Annotated in this window: 16 protein-coding genes; 12 read left to right on the forward strand and 4 right to left on the reverse strand. The window is 41.6% G+C overall.

The annotated features are described in order from the left end of the window. Window positions 1–11: 11 nt before the first annotated feature. Together IGJ74_RS04895 and IGJ74_RS04900 are read left to right on the forward strand one after the other, a co-directional pair. Window positions 12–1304, forward strand: coding sequence for a PTS sugar transporter subunit IIC (locus tag IGJ74_RS04895; RefSeq protein ID WP_005237388.1), 1293 nt, complete (start codon window positions 12–14; stop codon window positions 1302–1304). Window positions 1305–1329: 25 nt separating this feature from the next. Further along, on the forward strand, window positions 1330–2760 hold the full coding sequence (locus tag IGJ74_RS04900) for a 6-phospho-beta-glucosidase (protein WP_087664408.1): 1431 nt from the start codon (window positions 1330–1332) through the stop codon (window positions 2758–2760). Window positions 2761–2803: 43 nt separating this feature from the next. Here IGJ74_RS04900 and IGJ74_RS04905 read toward each other — a convergent pair whose 3' ends face one another. Then, window positions 2804–3448, reverse strand: coding sequence for a CPBP family intramembrane glutamic endopeptidase (locus tag IGJ74_RS04905; protein ID WP_008377239.1), 645 nt, complete (start codon window positions 3446–3448; stop codon window positions 2804–2806). 217 nt (window positions 3449–3665) lie between these two features. On the opposite strand from IGJ74_RS04905, the gene groES reads away from it, so the two are divergent. Both groES and groL read left to right on the forward strand, forming a co-directional pair. Next, a complete protein-coding gene (groES, locus tag IGJ74_RS04910) occupies window positions 3666–3950 on the forward strand; it encodes a co-chaperone GroES (RefSeq protein ID WP_005225291.1) in 285 nt (94 codons plus the stop codon). Window positions 3951–3982: 32 nt separating this feature from the next. Next, window positions 3983–5611 carry a chaperonin GroEL gene (gene groL, locus IGJ74_RS04915; protein ID WP_005237384.1) on the forward strand — a complete coding sequence of 543 codons (1629 nt, stop codon included), beginning with the start codon at window positions 3983–3985 and terminating at the stop codon, window positions 5609–5611. Window positions 5612–5818: 207 nt separating this feature from the next. Here groL and IGJ74_RS04920 read toward each other — a convergent pair whose 3' ends face one another. Then, a complete protein-coding gene (locus IGJ74_RS04920) occupies window positions 5819–6016 on the reverse strand; it encodes a hypothetical protein (RefSeq protein WP_087664407.1) in 198 nt (65 codons plus the stop codon). Between the two features lie 400 nt (window positions 6017–6416). Between IGJ74_RS04920 and IGJ74_RS04925 the strand changes: the two genes are divergently transcribed. From IGJ74_RS04925 to IGJ74_RS04935, 3 genes are all read left to right on the forward strand, one after another. Continuing rightward, on the forward strand, window positions 6417–7163 hold the full coding sequence (locus IGJ74_RS04925; RefSeq protein ID WP_005225303.1) for a YcjF family protein: 747 nt from the start codon (window positions 6417–6419) through the stop codon (window positions 7161–7163). Window positions 7164–7261: 98 nt separating this feature from the next. After that, window positions 7262–7768 carry a hypothetical protein gene (locus tag IGJ74_RS04930; RefSeq protein ID WP_086332101.1) on the forward strand — a complete coding sequence of 169 codons (507 nt, stop codon included), beginning with the start codon at window positions 7262–7264 and terminating at the stop codon, window positions 7766–7768. After that, complete coding sequence (locus IGJ74_RS04935; RefSeq protein ID WP_218193165.1) at window positions 7768–9087, forward strand: glycosyltransferase family 2 protein; 1320 nt, start codon at window positions 7768–7770, stop codon at window positions 9085–9087. The genes IGJ74_RS04930 and IGJ74_RS04935 overlap by 1 nt, the downstream gene beginning before the upstream one ends. A 64-nt stretch (window positions 9088–9151) precedes the next feature. Here IGJ74_RS04935 and IGJ74_RS04940 read toward each other — a convergent pair whose 3' ends face one another. Further along, window positions 9152–9850, reverse strand: coding sequence for a GntR family transcriptional regulator (locus tag IGJ74_RS04940; protein WP_034868333.1), 699 nt, complete (start codon window positions 9848–9850; stop codon window positions 9152–9154). Window positions 9851–10049: 199 nt separating this feature from the next. On the opposite strand from IGJ74_RS04940, the gene IGJ74_RS04945 reads away from it, so the two are divergent. The 4 genes from IGJ74_RS04945 (at window position 10050) to IGJ74_RS04960 (ending at window position 13731) form a co-directional block, all read left to right on the forward strand. After that, a complete protein-coding gene (locus tag IGJ74_RS04945) occupies window positions 10050–11429 on the forward strand; it encodes a glycoside hydrolase family 1 protein (RefSeq protein ID WP_087664405.1) in 1380 nt (459 codons plus the stop codon). Between the two features lie 12 nt (window positions 11430–11441). Further along, on the forward strand, window positions 11442–12755 hold the full coding sequence (locus IGJ74_RS04950; RefSeq protein ID WP_005237366.1) for a PTS sugar transporter subunit IIC: 1314 nt from the start codon (window positions 11442–11444) through the stop codon (window positions 12753–12755). Between the two features lie 146 nt (window positions 12756–12901). Then, window positions 12902–13201 (forward strand): MazG-like family protein, encoded by a 300-nt coding sequence (locus tag IGJ74_RS04955; RefSeq protein WP_005237365.1) that lies wholly within the window; start codon window positions 12902–12904, stop codon window positions 13199–13201. 71 nt (window positions 13202–13272) lie between these two features. After that, on the forward strand, window positions 13273–13731 hold the full coding sequence (locus IGJ74_RS04960; RefSeq protein WP_008377253.1) for a GNAT family N-acetyltransferase: 459 nt from the start codon (window positions 13273–13275) through the stop codon (window positions 13729–13731). 345 nt (window positions 13732–14076) lie between these two features. Here IGJ74_RS04960 and IGJ74_RS04965 read toward each other — a convergent pair whose 3' ends face one another. Next, complete coding sequence (locus tag IGJ74_RS04965; RefSeq protein ID WP_005237363.1) at window positions 14077–14217, reverse strand: hypothetical protein; 141 nt, start codon at window positions 14215–14217, stop codon at window positions 14077–14079. A 611-nt stretch (window positions 14218–14828) separates the two neighbouring features. Between IGJ74_RS04965 and IGJ74_RS04970 the strand changes: the two genes are divergently transcribed. Beyond that, a complete protein-coding gene (locus tag IGJ74_RS04970; protein ID WP_034878740.1) occupies window positions 14829–16472 on the forward strand; it encodes an SH3 domain-containing protein in 1644 nt (547 codons plus the stop codon). Window positions 16473–16543: the final 71 nt, after the last annotated feature.

The following is a 16543-nucleotide window of genomic DNA, read 5'->3' on the forward strand; positions in this document are numbered from 1 at the left end:
AGTGATGTGAGATGAACGAATGGATCAATGAGAAATTATTACCCCCAATATTAAAATTTGTTAATACGAAAGCAATCACTGCATTAAGAAACGGTATGCTTTATACGATGCCCTTTTCAATCGTAGGATCGATTTTCCTGCTATTAGCAAACTTTCCCGTCCAGTCGATTGCGGATTGGGTAACGAATAGTGGCTTAGGTGAATACTTCAACCAAGCCTATGGCGCCTCTTTTGCAATTATGGCTTTTTTCGCCGTAATGGGTATCGCCTATTCGTATGTAAAAGCAGAAGGTTACGAAGGACTCCCTGCAGGAATGATTGGTTTAGTTATTTTCTTATTAACTATGGAGTCAAGTGTAACGGATGCTGAAGCAAATGTGACCATCGCAAATGTCATTGATAAAACATGGACTGGTGGACAAGGCATGATCAGTGCCATCTTAGTAGGGCTTTTTGTGGGTTGGGGCTATACTTGGTTCTTAAAACGCGACATCCGGATCAAACTGCCAGAACAAGTACCGACCAATGTTGCAAACTCATTTACAGCGTTGATTCCGGCAGCTGTTTTGACGACCATCGCATTAGGCATTTATGTTTTCTTTGATAAAGTCTTTCAGACAACCGTGGTCGAATGGATCTACACCGTGATTCAAAGTCCGATGCAAGGTGTGACGGATTCTCTTGGCGGTGCAATGATGCTAGGCTTCTTAGTACCATTCTTGTGGTTCTTCGGGGTTCATGGTTCGACGATCGTGGGCGGCATCATGGGGCCGATTTTACAAGCCAATTCATTAGCAAATACGGCTATTCTTGAATCTGGTAAAGCATTGACATTGGAAAATGGGGGACACATCGTGACCCAACAGTTTTTAGATCAATTTATGACGGTAACTGGCGCAGGAATGACGATTGGCATCGTGCTATATATGGTGGCTTTTGCCCGTTCAGCGCAGTTCAAACAATTAGGACGTCTCTCCTTGATCCCAGCATTCTTTAATATCAATGAACCAATTATTTTTGCGACACCGATCGTCATGAATCCGATCATGGTATTACCATTTATTTTGACACCGATGGTTTCAGGCGTGATCACGTATTTTGCACTTTATACCGGTATCGTACCGCTATTTACTGCTGTGCAAGTTCCGTGGACGACCCCACCGATCATTTCAGGATTTCTAGTAGGGGGCATCCGGACCGCTATTTTACAATTTGTTGTTTTAGCAATCGGCTTCTTTATTTACTATCCTTTCATTCGTAAGGTCGATAGTTTGAACTATAAACAAGAAACAGAGATCGTTTAATACCAAGGAAGCAGGTTGAACAGAAATGAATAAACTTAGAAACGATTTTTTATGGGGTGGCGCAGTCGCTGCTCACCAATTGGAAGGCGGCTATCGTGCGGGTGGAAAAGGCGTGAGTGTCGCTGATGTCATGACTGTAGGAGGCAACGGAATTTCTCGCCGAATCACTGAAGGTATCCAACCGGGCGAAAGCTATCCCAATCATGAAGCGATCGATTTTTATCATCGGTATCCTGAAGACATCAAGCTTTTTGCCGAATTAGGGTTGAAGTGCTTCCGAACATCGATTGCCTGGACCCGTATTTTTCCAAAAGGTGATGAACGCGAGCCGAATGAGGAAGGCTTGGCCTTTTATGATCAATTATTCGATGAGTGTTTAAGCTATGGCATTGAGCCGGTTATTACCCTTTCTCACTTTGAAATGCCCTATCATTTAGTTACCGAATACGGAGGTTGGCGTAACCGTAAGTTGATCGATTTGTTTGTCCGCTTTGCAGAAGTTTGTTTTACGCGCTATCAAAAGAAAGTGAAGTATTGGATGACTTTCAATGAAATCAACAATCAAGCAAACTACAAAGAAGATTTTGCGCCGTTTACCAATTCCGGTCTGTTCTTTACCGAAGGAGAAGACCGAGAAAAAATCATGTACCAAGCAGCCCATTACGAACTCGTTGCCAGTGCGAAAGCGGTGGCGCTAGGGCATGCAATCAATCCTGCGTTTCAAATCGGATCGATGATCGCAATGTGTCCAATCTATCCGTATTCTTGCGATCCCAAAGACATGATGGCAGCCACGGTGGCCATGCAGCGCCGCTATTGGTTTTCAGATGTGCATGCCCGTGGACACTATCCGAGATATATGCGTAGCTATTTTGAGAGAAAACAATTTGATTTAGATATCACCCCTGAAGATGAAGCAATTTTGGCAAACGGCTGTGTTGACTACATCGGCTTTAGTTACTATATGTCTTTTGCGATCAAAGGTAAGGAAAATGATCCAACCTATGACTATGATGAGAGCCAAGATCTGGTGGATAATCCCTATGTTGATGCTTCCGAATGGGGCTGGCAGATTGATCCCGTGGGCTTACGCTACGCCATGAATTGGTTCAACGAACGCTACGAATTGCCGCTCTTCATTGTAGAAAATGGCTTTGGTGCCGTAGATACAGTGGAAGAGGATGGGCAGATCCATGATGACTACCGTATTGATTACCTGAAAGCCCATATCGAAATGATGAAAGAAGCAGTAGCTTATGATGGCGTCGACTTATTGGGTTATACACCGTGGGGCATCATTGACTTGGTTTCTGCTGGTACAGGGGAAATGAAGAAACGCTATGGTGTGATCTATGTGGACAAAGACAATGAAGGAAATGGGACCCTTGATCGTCGGAAGAAAGATTCATTTGCATGGTATCAGCAAGTGATTGCGTCCAATGGCATGAAGGTATAAAGAAAAAAACGTTACGCAAAATTTCTGCGTAGCGTTTTTTTCTTTAGGGCATTTGGATATAGCCGTAATGAAGCAACAACTGAATAATAATAACTAAAGTGTTCATTCCCACATGGGTAATCATGGAAGTCCAAATGCTGCCGGTCAAGGCATAAAGCCCAGAAAAGAACAGTCCTAAGAAAATATAGACTAAGAGATGATTGTCATTATGGGCAAAGGCAAAGGCTACAGCGCTGACCACTACACCGACCCAAACATTGCTGTATTTCCCAATGATGCCAACTAAGGCTCTGCGGAAGACAAATTCTTCCATAATTGGTCCACCAACCATTGCCGCGAGGGCGAACAGTGGGTTTTGCAGCACAATAGCAATGATATTTTCGGTATTTTGCGAAGCACTGACTTCACCGAAAAGCGATTCGATAAAAATGGCTAGATTTTGCAACAAGATCGCTGCAATAATACCTGTCAGTCCATAAATAAGAATCGATGAAATTTTTGATCTTTTGTGTTCAAACGATAACGGTTCCGTTTGTTTGAAATACAAGAAAAACATGATCGCAGCACCAACTAAATAACCAATCGTTGTTGCGGCCACTTGATGTCCGCTAGGGATGAAGGCGATCGGTAGAAAAAAGACGATGCCGTAAGTAAGAATCGTGGACAAAGAATATTTTGATAAAGACATAGTTGTTTCCTCACACTCCTTTGCTTCATTATAGACTAGGTTGCTTCTAGAAACAAAAAATCCTACTATTTTTATCAATCAAATAGAAATGCAAAAAAAATTTAGCAAAAGGCTTGCAAAAATTTGGGAAAATGAGTAATATTGAAACTGTAAGTTAGCACTCGATACAAGAGAGTGCTAATACTAAATTCTATAACATTCATTGGAGGGATTTATCGTGTTAAGACCATTAGGTGATCGTGTGATTATCGAAGTCGCAAAAGAAGAAGAAAAAACTGTAGGCGGAATCGTGCTTGCATCAGCAGCAAAAGAAAAACCACAAACGGGTACCGTTATTGCAGTCGGCGAAGGACGCACGCTCGAAAACGGTGAAAAAGCTCCGGTTGCTGTCAACGTTGGCGAACAAGTAATGTTTGAAAAATACGCTGGCACAGAAGTGAAATATGAAGGAACAGAATATTTGATCGTTGCTGCAAAAGATATCATTGCAGTAGTAGAATAAGAAAAATAAAAAATACTTGAGGTGATGAAATCATGGCAAAAGAAATCAAATTTGCAGAAGACGCACGCGCAGCAATGCTTCGTGGGGTAGATAAATTAGCAGATACAGTAAAAGTAACCTTAGGTCCTAAAGGTCGTAACGTGGTTTTAGAAAAATCTTACGGTTCACCATTGATTACAAATGACGGTGTAACGATCGCTAAAGAAATCGAATTAGAAGATCATTTTGAAAACATGGGCGCAAAACTTGTTTCTGAAGTCGCTTCAAAAACAAACGATATCGCTGGTGACGGAACAACGACTGCTACGTTATTGACACAAGCAATCGTTCGTGAAGGATTGAAAAATGTCACCGCTGGTGCGAACCCATTAGGTATTCGTCGTGGGATCGAAATGGCAACAAAAGTGGCTGTAGAAGAGCTACACAACATTTCATCAATCGTTGATTCAAAAGAAGCAATCGCACAAGTTGGTGCTGTTTCTTCTGGTAGTGAAAAAGTTGGTCAATACATCGCTGATGCAATGGAAAAAGTCGGCAATGACGGTGTTATCACTATTGAAGAATCAAAAGGGATCGAAACAGAATTAGATGTTGTGGAAGGAATGCAATTTGATCGTGGGTACTTATCACAATACATGGTAACTGACAACGATAAAATGGAAGCAGCGTTAGAAAATCCATACATCTTGATCACTGACAAAAAAATCTCTAACATCCAAGATATCTTGCCATTGTTAGAACAAATCTTACAACAATCAAAACCATTATTGATCATCGCTGATGACGTTGATGGCGAAGCATTACCAACACTTGTCTTGAACAAAATCCGTGGAACATTCAACGTTGTCGCAGTGAAAGCACCAGGATTTGGTGACCGTCGTAAAGCAATGCTAGAAGACATTGCGATCTTAACTGGTGGTACAGTGATCACTGAAGACTTAGGTCTTGAGTTGAAAGATGCAACCATCGATAACTTAGGTCAAGCAAGCAAAGTGGTTGTGGATAAAGACAACACAACGATCGTTGAAGGTGCTGGTGAAAAAGAAGCAATTGACGCACGCGTTCAATTGATCAAAAACCAAATCGCTGATACAACTTCTGACTTTGACCGTGAAAAACTACAAGAACGCTTAGCAAAACTTGCTGGTGGAGTTGCAGTGATCAAAGTTGGGGCACCAACTGAAACTGAATTGAAAGAGTTGAAATTACGTATTGAAGATGCATTGAACGCAACACGTGCCGCTGTTGAAGAAGGCATGGTCTCTGGTGGTGGAACTGCCTTAGTCAATGTCATCAACAAAGTTGCAGAAATCGAAACAGATGGCGATGCAGCAACAGGTGTCAAAATCGTTTTACGTGCATTAGAAGAACCCGTTCGTCAAATTGCTGAAAATGCAGGCTACGAAGGTTCAGTCATCATCGACAAATTGAAAAACGCTGACTTAGGTGTTGGTTTCAATGCAGCAACCGGCGAATGGGTAAACATGCTAGAAGCTGGGATCGTTGACCCAACGAAAGTGACGCGTTCTGCCTTACAAAACGCAGCTTCTGTTGCCGCATTATTGTTAACAACTGAAGCAGTCGTTGCCGACAAACCAGAACCAGCAGCGCCAGCAGCTCCTGCAATGGACCCATCAATGGGTATGGGCGGCATGATGTAAGCAAGCCTTGAGAACTCCTCTTTTGAGGGGTTCTTTTTTTGTACGATCAAAAAATACTTTAACACAGAAAAAGACAAAAAACCTCTCTTCTTAGTATTCTAAGCACCAAAGAATTGGTTCATTGCTTGAATAAAAGGAGAAAGGACTGGTAGATATGATCTATCTATTTGTCTTGTAAAGGCAGCGTGTTTCCTAAGGAACCGTGAATTACAACCGTTCCCAAAATCCTTGCGCAAAACCAGTAATAAATTCATAAAGAGCCGGCAGTATCACAGAAACACATAAGACGATAAAGACCATTTTCTGACCAGGTGTTAATTGTTTGAGGAAATGGTCTTTTGTGAACAGTAAATACACGATACAGATAACGGCAAGTAGTTGCAATAGGTCAAATAAAATGGACAAGAAGATCACCTTTTCTAATTAGATTATATGGATGTTATAATGATGGATTGTCTTAGTATAGAACAAAGATTTGAATGATATTGTTCTGAGAAAAACGTGAAGATCAACGTTTATAAAGAAACGGTATTTCGACACCGAAGAATGCGAAGATACCGCTTAAAAGAAAGTAAGTCAATAAGCCTAAATAAAAAAGGACTTTCCAATTCAATTTCTTTTTCATTTGATCCACTCCTTTTGTGTATCATAGCATAAAAAAACGATAATATAAATAAATAACGTTAAGATGCAAATATGCATTTTTTAGCAAGTGTAAGCTCTCTCAAGCTACATTTTCGCTATCTTGAAAAACCTGAGCTAAAATAGAAAGAGGAACAAAATCATGGCTCACTTTGATTTTTAAATGAACAATGAGTCGAAAGAAGGAGACATTTCTTTGAAAAAACCATGGATAAAACGCAAAAAGAAGCAAAACGAAAATGAATTATTAACGGAACAGTCCGTTCAAGTCGAGCAAAGTCAAACGAGAGAAGAGCTGCAAGAAGAAGCGGAATTTACTTCTTTTTTTGCGGATGTCATGAAGCGAATGCCGAAAAAATCGGCTGCCCTTGTGATGAAAGGCTATGACGGATCAAAAGCCCAAGCGGAAAAAGTGTTAGCGAAAAGCAAGGATCAATTTGATCAGGTGTTTGAGGAGTTTTTGGTTGGCGTAGATGATGAAACGCGGAAAAAAGCCCACCGCACGATCCATGCGGCTTCTTTGACGGCGGCGATCATCGGCTGTTCACCGATTCCTTTTTCAGATGCAGTGTTACTTGTGCCGGTTCAAATGACGATGATGGCACGTTTGTATCGCATTTTTGGGCGAACGTGGCGTGAAGGGTTAGCGAAGAGTATCTCGAAAGAGTTAGTGGTGGTGAGTTTTGGACGCAGTGCCGTTGGCAATATCTTGAAATTTGTCCCAGCAGTAGGCACCGTTGCTGGAGCTGCAATCAATGCCAGTGTGGCTAGTGGTATCACCGAAGCATTAGGCTGGGTGACTGTCAAGATGCTGAATGATGGGGAAGATGTGTTTGAGCAAGTGATGTCCTTTAAAGGCCAATTTCACACGCTGTTCAATGCGTTGAAAGTTGGCAAGAAATCCAAGTAGGTCAAAAAGAAGAACGAAGCAGGTCCATCAAAAGACGACTTGCTTTTGTTGCTTCTTTTTCTTCACAGCAAAAAAATACTTTTTAAGGAGTGAGTAAAATGAAACAACGAGTGACACGGGAAGAAGTCAAAGAACGGTTGGTCACCGATGCGTATTTTCAAAAAGGTCGTTCTGCTTTGAAGACCCGCCAAACGATTTTGACGATTCTTGCTTGGCTGATGGTCTTGGTTCCGTTTGTCTGGCTGGCCATCCCGCTGACTTTACCGAATCTGGCGGATCGGATCGCCTTTCGGACATATCTGGAAGAAGCAGTGACTTTTGATTTTTTGGCGTTGTTCTTAGGAATTTCTTTTTTGGTCTTGGTTCTGACATTTACTTTGTTGACCTTGAGGAACAACCGGCGTTTCAAACGATTGTTGCAAAAGCAATCGATGCATGACGAAGTTGCCTTAGAAAAACGCAAAGAAGTATTAGAAGCTTTTTACGAAGAACGCTTCGGAACGAAAGAAGAGCGTCACGCTGCCAAGTACTATGCCGTTGCTCCTGAGCAAAACATTGGAGAAACGGAGATCCAAGAACTTTTCCGTAGAAATGGGGTGGGCTGATGGTTGTCAATTTTGATACTGGGTTCCCGTGGTTGGATACATTTTTAACGGTCGTTTTAATGATTCTGTTCACGTACCCAATTTTAGGTGGCTTTGCTTGGTTCATCGGGGTGATCTGCAATCGTTTTTTGTTCCGCTATCGTCAATTAGAGTGGATACCAATCCCCGAAGAGATCGAGCCGATGATCACCATTATGGTACCGGCTCACAATGAAGAAGTCGTAATTGAAGACACGATTCATTATTTAATGAACAATCTAAACTACAGCAACTATGAGGTGTTGGTGACGGATGATGGCTCAACGGATCAAACTCCTGTGATACTAGATCGATTGATGGAACAGTACCCGAATCTAAGGGTTTTGCGTATCGAAAAAAACCAAGGGAAAGCCCATGCCTTTAATATTGGTGTAGGGTTTGCTAAAGGGGAATTGATTTTGAGCAACGACGCAGATACGGTCCCTGAACCTGATGCATTGTGGAAATATGTCAATTATTTCATCCGCCAAGATTCCATCAATATCTCTGCCATTACGGCGAATATGGACGTTCAAAATCGCACAACCATCGTCGGGAAATCGCAAACCGTTGAATTTTCAAGTATCGTAGGAATTATCAAACGAACCCAGCAAGCCGTTTTCGGCGTCATCTATGCCTATAGCGGTGCCAACACAATGTATCGTAGAGCCGCATTGATGGATGTTGGTCTCTTTCGACAAAATCGTGCCACGGAAGATATCAGTATTGCCTGGGACCATCAATTCCATGGTTGGTTGTCATTATTTGCGTCACGAGTGATGTTTTTCATGGAGGTGCCAGAAACACTCAAGATGCTCTATCGGCAACGGAAACGTTGGGCGAAAGGCGGAACGGAAGTGTGGTTGACCAATTTTAAAAAAGTTTTCTTACACCCTTTTGAAAATATCGGACGAACCGCCATGTTTGTGGATCAGTCCTTAAGTATTATCTGGTCATTCTTTTTCTGGTTGTCTTCGGCTTTGTTTGTTTTTTATCTGATTTATTATGGGGCAACTGGGAATTACGAGCGGATCTACCATATGTTTACGATGGCCTTTCTCTTTGTTTGTTTTGAGATGATTGCAGGGGTCATGCAGCTATTTACCAGTCTCTTAGTGGATGATAACCGCAGCAAGCTGAAGTATTTCCGCTTTGCCCCTTTTTACATGCTGTTTTACTGGATGATTAATGCCATAACGATCGTCACTACCTTTATTCCAGCCGTCAAAACCATCCTTGGCTACGGTAGCGGCGTTTGGGTCAGTCCCGAGCGAACGGCGAAAAAAACCGAAGAATCTTAACGAGTTCACCTTTCCTAGACAATAAAAACAAGTCTGAGTTTTCTTCAGACTTGTTTTTTTGTCATTAAGGTTCAGAAAGATAGTAAATCTCACGATTTTGGTAAGGATAACGAGTTTGCGAAAATTCGAAGGGCCGCCCGTCGGAGAGACGAGCAACTTGTTCTAATTCTAAGATCGGATCATTGGGATCAACTTCTAAATATTTGATATCATAGGAATCCGCTTTGTCGGCACGGATTTTACGTATGGCGGGACCTATTTTGAGGTGTAAGGAATCAGTGATATATCGATAGATCGAGTGTTCAAGGATCGCCATATCAATATCGGGAATGGTTTTGATGGGCATGATCGTGTACTCTAATTCAAAGGGTTCGTTATCAACATAGCGCAGTCTTACGATATCATAAACAGGTTCGTTTTCTCGCAAGGACAAGTAATCCATTTCGTTGGCTTCTGGGAAGCGAACATTGAAACTAATGATTTTACTTTGCACTTTATGCCGTCCGCCATATCGGTTGACTAAACCGATATACTCATTGATCTGTCCTTGGTAGGTTGCTGAATTGACATAGGTGCCATGACCTCTTTTGGTGGAAATCAGGCCTTCTTGCTTCAGTTGATTTAGCGCTTTTTGGATCGTCATTCGCGAGGTTTGAAATCGTTTGGCTAACGCAGTTTGTTCCGGTAATTTTGATAAAGCTGGAAAAACACCTTCATAAATGTTCGTCCGCAACTGATCAACGATCTCTTTGTATTTTGTCATAGTCATCACTCCTTATGTAAAGTAATTCATGGACTTGAGTTTTGTTTGAAGAGGATAAAAACAAGGTATATCATTAAAGAATCAACTGAAATTCATATGTACAGAAAAAGCTTTACATGTGTGTTTGAAAAATTTACATGCCGATTTCACCTAATTATAATAGGTTTTGTAAGCGAATACAAATGATGGAGGAATCACTATGACGACATTTTATTGGGGAAACAGTGTCAGCAGTATGCAGACAGAAGGTGGATGGAATGAAGGTGGTAAAAGCTTATCCGTTTATGATATACGGGAAGCTTCGGAACAGGCTAGCGATTGGCATGTAGCAAATGATAACTATCATGCGTATACAGAAGATTTTGATTATATGAAAGATTTGGGGATGAACATGTATCGTTTTCAAATTTCTTGGTCAAGGGTCGTTCACGATGGAGATGGTGCCTTTAATGAAGAAGGGATCGCCTATTACGATCGTTTTATTGATGATCTGTTAGCTCGAGGAATCGAACCTATGATTTGTTTGTACCATTTTGATATGCCCCTGCATCTAGCGAAAACCTATAACGGGTTCATCAGTAAAGAAGTGAAGGACGCATTCATTCGCTTTGGAAAAGAAATGGTGGATCGTTTTGCGGATAAAGTCCATTATTGGTTAACCTTTAACGAACAAAATCTTTTCCACCAAGACCATGGTTTTAAGATCAGCGGCTATTTAGAAGGGGAAGAAACAACAGAAGAATTGTATCAAATTTTCCACAATGTCATGGTTTGCCATGCAGAGATCTGTAACTATCTTCATGAAACAACAAATGCGAAGATTGGCGGCATGCTGGCGTATTCTGAAGCGTATCCAGCGACTTGTCGTCCACAAGACATCAAAGCAGCAAGAGAGTTTGATGAATTTGCGAATTTTACTTTATTAGATTGCTATGCGCACGGCAAGTATTCGGCAGCACAAGACCGATACGTGAAAAATCATCAACTCAATATGAATATTTTACCTGGGGAATTAGAAGCGATCGCAGCGCAGAAAAATGATTACATTGCCTTTAGCTATTATGCTTCTTCTACCTTGAACGCTGAAAAAATCCCTGAAGGAACGCCGCCAAATCGGTACATGACTTTTGGAAAACAAGACAATCCGTATATTGAAACGACGGAATGGAATTGGCAAATTGATCCGCTCGGCTTCCGTGATGTCTTAAATAAAGTCTATCAGCGGTACCGGTTGCCAGTGTTTCCGATTGAAAACGGAATTGGTGTCAGAGAGCATTGGAATGGCAACGAACCGATTCAAGATGATTACCGGATTGCCTACCATCAAGAGCATATTCGAGCGATGCTTGCAGCGATGGTGGAAGATGGAGTGGTCTGTCTTGGTTATCTTGGCTGGGGACTGATCGACATTTTGAGCTCTCAAGGTGATATGGAGAAACGATACGGACTTGTGTATGTCAATCGTGGCAATCATGAGTTGCGAGATATGAAACGTGTGCCGAAAAAATCGTATGAATGGTTCAAAGAAGTGATCAAAACGAATGGTAGTACGATCTATACAAACCCATATGCAGAATAGGAGGAACAGAAAATGGCAGCAGAAAAGCGCACGTTTTTAGATAAATTTACAGAGTTTTCGGTCCGTCTCGGCAATCAGGTTCATCTCAAAAGTCTTCGTGATGCGTTTGCGACCTTAATGCCTGCCTTTATTATCGCAGGGATCGCTGTGTTGTTTAATAATGTCTTCTTTCCGTGGTTCTTAGAAGGGGCTGCCTTGGCGCGAATGCAAGTGTTTGGCAATTCCATCACCAATGGAACATTGAATATCGCCGGTTTGCTGATTGCTCCGATGATCGCCTACTTCCTTTGTCGCAACAAAAATAATCCAAGCGCTATCAATGCAACTTTTGTGGCAACGACTTGCTTAGTGGTCATGTTGGCGATGGCTCATGCCGTGATGCCAGAAGGCGCCCAAGCAGAAGTGACCATCAGTGGTGTGATGCTGTTTGATGATGTCGGGACCAAAGGGATGTTTTCTGGAATCATTTGTGGGCTAGTTGCCACGGAATTATTTATTCGGCTATCAGAAAACAAGCACTTAAAAATCAATTTAGGGGATCAAGTTCCTCCTGCCGTCAGCAAATCCTTCAGCACGTTGATCCCTGCTATTTTAGTGATTTCTTTCTTTGCCTTAGTTGCGACCGTGCTAGCAGCCTTTGATACCGATCTGATTCAAATCATTTCCACAGTGATCCAAGAACCACTGCGTTTATTGAACACATCGATTTTTGGGTTCTTGATCATCTATTCAACGGGCAACTTTCTGTTTACTTTAGGCATTCACCAAACCGTCATCAATGGCACCTTATTAGATCCATTGCTGTTAGTCAATATGAATGAAAACATGCAAGCCGTGCAGGACGGTGCTGCGCCGCCCAATATCTTAAATTCAGCATTCGTGACGGTTTTCGCACAACTAGGCGGGACTGGATTTACGATCAGCTTGATCATTGCAGTGCTCTTATTCGTCCGCAATTACCAACCTTTTCGGGATGTCGTCAATCTATCCCTAGCTCCGGGTATTTTTAATATCAATGAGCCAATCATCTTTGGTTTACCGATCGTCTTCAATTTACCCATGATCATTCCCTTCGTTGCAAGTCCAATTGTGGCGACGTTGATTGGCTACTTTGCTACCGCAGTAGGATTCATTGAGCCACTTTCTGTGATGGTTCCTTGGACGACACCACCAATTCTTAGTGCATTGTTGGCATCAAAAGGGGATTTTAAAGTTGTTTTGGTTCAAGTGATCATCATCGTCGTCTGTGTAGCAATCTATTTTCCATTTTTAAAAATCGCTCAACGGGTTGCAATCAAATCTGCTGAATTGGAGCGGGCAGAATAAAAAAAGGGAATCCTATATTATAGTGACCTACAAAAGTTAGATCAAAATTCTAACGTTTTGGGGTCACTATTTTTTGAGGTGATTTTTTTACTAAGTTTCTATTTTGAATTTTAATTAAATGGTATACTATCCCAAAAGGAGCGACTATGAAACTATCAGAAATGCAAAAAGCGATTTATCAAAACAAGATTGATCACCAATTCAATGTCACCAATATTGAAAAAGAGTTTTTGGCTTTATATGGTGAAATAGGGGAGGCCTTTGATGCCTATCGGAAGCAACAAGAGGTAGGAGAAGAATTGGCGGATGTGGCGATTTATCTTCTTGGGTTAGCAGAAATCCTTTCCATTGATCTTGAAGCAGAGATTCATAAAAAAATGGCCGTCAACCAAAAGCGCCGTTATATCAGTTATGGCAATGGCTATGCAAAACGAATCGATGATTGATACACGCACAAAAATTAGTGGATTCTTCGAGTATAGGCTCGACCGAAATAGAAAGGGAAGCAGGAGATAGGATGGAAAAGAACGTAAGCATGCGTGAATTAACAACGGCAGATTTAGCAGAAGTCGTGGACCACTATATTGCTGTATTTTCAGCAGAACCATGGAATGACCAATTGACAGTGCCGCAAATCACCGACTATGTATCATCAATGATGGCAATGAATACTTTTATTGGTTATCGACTAACAAACCGAGCATCGAATGAATTGATTGGTCTTTCATTGGGCTTTATCAAGCCCTGGTATCAAGGAAAAGAGTATGTGGTCGACACCTTTTTAATTACAGGCACGCACCAAGGAAAGGGCTTGGGTTCCACTTTCTTAGAAATGATCAAAGAGGATCTGCTCAAGAAAGAGATTCCAACGATCCTGTTAGATACCGAAGAAAGTATGCCCGCAGCGGATTTTTACAAAAAGAATGGCTTTAAACCGTTACCAGATAATGTGAGCTATTATTTATCTCTAGATTAATTCAAGCATGTCAATAACTAAAAAGTCTGCGAAAAAATCGCAGGCTTTTTAGTTATGCACAGTTTCAACAGGTTTATCCACAATATATTGTAGGAACGTGTTTTCGCCTACTAAATATTGTGTTTAAGACCCGTTGGAATAAGAAACTGTCGCTTCTTTTGAGGAAGAGTTTCCCTTTATTGCATTGATGGTAGTCATTCGGTGATTTTCAAGGTGAATTGACAATGGTTGAGATAGAAAGTATCATAGCCTGCTTTTTTTTCGATTACAATAAAGACGAGACTCGCCACCCTTCGGCGAAGCCTCGTCTTTTTACAGATCAACAAAAAAAGAAAACGCAGGATTCTACGCTTTCTTTTTCTGTTCTTCTTTTTTCTTGTCTGTGGTCGGTACGGAATCTAGGGCTTTTTTGAAAATCTCTTCTTTTTTCGTTTTGTAGTTATGTTGTCGTTCAGCATAAACTTTTTCTTTCGTCTTTGTTTTCATACTCGGTCACCTCTTCCTTTTTTTTAGTATAGCATAATTTCACAAACTTATGCAAATTCTTGGTTTTCTCCTTGGTATTATAAACTTTCGTATGAAATACATTGTGAAAATATTTCTTTCGGTAGAAGTGAGGGACTTCTCTATCAAAAAATTCGTATCCAGTTGGAAGCGATGTAACAGGATTTCATCATAGCGTCGATCACACTGGTGAAAGAAGCATTCTTTTTGAAAAAACTTTTTCACAGAATCCCGTGTGTAAAAAAGGAATGATAAATGGGTGATTTTAGTATCGATTTTTGAAAAAGGGGATCAGGAAAGAAATGTTATTCAAATAACAGTCTTGATTTTCAAAAAGTGGGTTTGTTTGCAAAAAAAATCCTGTTTTTATTCGCGAATTAAAATAACGTTGAATGAAATAGCATTTTTTTGTTGTTTATAGAAATCTTTGTAAATATAGTGTCAGTGGTCAGCGTCAAAGAGAAAGTGATTAAAAAGAATAACGCAGGAAAATAAATGACACGTTTTATTAAACGCAAATTAAAAAAATACAAAACGAAAACAATATCAAAAAATATTAATTTTTGTTAAAATGGGGTACAGGGGGTGTTTTATTGGAATCTCGGAAAATCAAACGGAAGCGTTTAGTGAAACAAAAACGGTCCCTTTTCGTACAAAAAGGATTGGGTATCACAGCAGCGTTAGCATCAACTTCAGGTGTCTTTACGTCTCTTGCTCATGCGACCGAAACGACGAACGCTTCGTCATCAACCAACACAACTGCTACTCTTGCCAGATCGTCAGCTGAAACGGCGATCAATCGACAATTTAAAACAACAGCTTCACTGAATGTTCGTTCAAATGCTTCAACGAGCGCCTCTATCGTAAGTGGTGTAGGAGCAAATACAACAATCACTGCGGTGGCTCAAAAGAACGGTACCTCAGTGAATGGCAATACAATATGGTATAAGCTATCAACAGGCGGCTGGATCTCAGGGGCTTATGTGAAGAGCACCTCAGGCTCTTCTTCTGCCAATACAGGCTCGTCCAATTCGTCGTCTTCTTCATCGGAAAAAGCAATTTCGAAATCAGTGAAAACGACTACTGCATTGAACGTCCGTTCAAATGCAACGACAAGTTCTAGTGTCGTACGCGGTTTGAGCAGTAATGCGACAGTACAGGTCGTTGCACAAAAGAGTGGGACATCGGTGAATGGCACGACCACTTGGTACAAATTGTCCACAGGCGGTTGGATCACGGCAGCCTATGTCAAAGATGTTTCCAGTAACTCCACAGGCAATAGTTCTTCTGGCGGCAATACAAGTGTTTCTGCAGAAACGGCTATCAGCAAGAACGTGAAAACAACAGCGGCATTAAATGTTCGTTCGAGTGCGTCAACAAGCGGCAGTGTCGTTGGCAGCCTAAGCAACAGCACGACGGTGAAGGTCGTTGCCCAGAAAAATGGCACATCCGTTGGCGGCACCAATGTTTGGTACAAAGTATCGACTGGTGGCTGGATCACAGCGGCATATGTGCGTGACGTCACGTCTAGTTCTGGAAATACAAGTAATAACAATAATTCAAACACAGGTTCAAACAATACTGGTTCATCAAACGGCTCAAGCAATGCGAGTGAGCAAGCCATCAATAAGACGTTCCAAACAACCACTGGGATGAATGTGCGCTCAAATGCATCGACTTCTGCAAGTGTGGTCAGCAGTTTGGGCAGTAATGCGACCTTCAAAGCAGTGGCTCAAAAACAAGGCACGTCAGTCAATGGCAATACCACTTGGTATAAGTTATCAACTGGTGGCTGGGTATCTGCAGCATATGTCAAAGAAGTCAGTGCGACGACTCCTGGCAACAATAACAACGCAGGCAATACCAATGTTCCGATGAGCGTGAACGGAGCAGCGATCGTTGCAGAAGCTAGAAAACATATCGGCACTCCTTATCAATGGGGAGGCAAAGGACCAGATGTCTTCGACTGTTCTGGGTTTACACGCTACGTCTTCTTAAAAGTGACGGGCAAAAACATCGGTGATTGGACAGTCCCACAAGAAAGCGCAGGGACGATCATTCCTGTCTCGCAAGCACAAGCTGGCGACTTGCTGTTCTGGGGTCAAAAAGGGAATACCTACCATGTAGCGATCGCTACAAGTAATACAAGCTATATCCATGCGCCAAGCACGGGTTATACAGTCACCGAAGCACAATCAGGCTTTTCGACTGCTAGCTTCGCTCTACGCGTGAAATAAATATTTTATTGAAAAGGCAAAGGGTTTGTCCTTTGTTAGAAACGCCCCTAAGAAAGCTGCAATCAGTTTTC

The organism is Enterococcus sp. AZ009, from assembly GCF_050548785.1.
GTDB lineage: Bacteria > Bacillota > Bacilli > Lactobacillales > Enterococcaceae > Enterococcus_D > Enterococcus_D entomosocium.

Bases quoted from the DNA above. Each gene is read 5' to 3' on its own strand.
- IGJ74_RS04895 (WP_005237388.1), top strand. From the start codon at position 12: ATGAACGAATGGATCAATGAGAAATTATTACCCCCAATATTAAAATTT.
- IGJ74_RS04900 (WP_087664408.1), top strand. From the start codon at position 1,330: ATGAATAAACTTAGAAACGATTTTTTATGGGGTGGCGCAGTCGCTGCT.
- IGJ74_RS04905 (WP_008377239.1), bottom strand. From the start codon at position 3,448: ATGTCTTTATCAAAATATTCTTTGTCCACGATTCTTACTTACGGCATC.
- groL (WP_005237384.1), top strand. From the start codon at position 3,983: ATGGCAAAAGAAATCAAATTTGCAGAAGACGCACGCGCAGCAATGCTT.
- IGJ74_RS04925 (WP_005225303.1), top strand. From the start codon at position 6,417: ATGAACAATGAGTCGAAAGAAGGAGACATTTCTTTGAAAAAACCATGG.
- IGJ74_RS04930 (WP_086332101.1), top strand. From the start codon at position 7,262: ATGAAACAACGAGTGACACGGGAAGAAGTCAAAGAACGGTTGGTCACC.
- IGJ74_RS04935 (WP_218193165.1), top strand. From the start codon at position 7,768: ATGGTTGTCAATTTTGATACTGGGTTCCCGTGGTTGGATACATTTTTA.
- IGJ74_RS04940 (WP_034868333.1), bottom strand. From the start codon at position 9,850: ATGACAAAATACAAAGAGATCGTTGATCAGTTGCGGACGAACATTTAT.
- IGJ74_RS04945 (WP_087664405.1), top strand. From the start codon at position 10,050: ATGACGACATTTTATTGGGGAAACAGTGTCAGCAGTATGCAGACAGAA.
- IGJ74_RS04950 (WP_005237366.1), top strand. From the start codon at position 11,442: ATGGCAGCAGAAAAGCGCACGTTTTTAGATAAATTTACAGAGTTTTCG.
- IGJ74_RS04955 (WP_005237365.1), top strand. From the start codon at position 12,902: ATGAAACTATCAGAAATGCAAAAAGCGATTTATCAAAACAAGATTGAT.
- IGJ74_RS04960 (WP_008377253.1), top strand. From the start codon at position 13,273: ATGGAAAAGAACGTAAGCATGCGTGAATTAACAACGGCAGATTTAGCA.
- IGJ74_RS04965 (WP_005237363.1), bottom strand. From the start codon at position 14,217: ATGAAAACAAAGACGAAAGAAAAAGTTTATGCTGAACGACAACATAAC.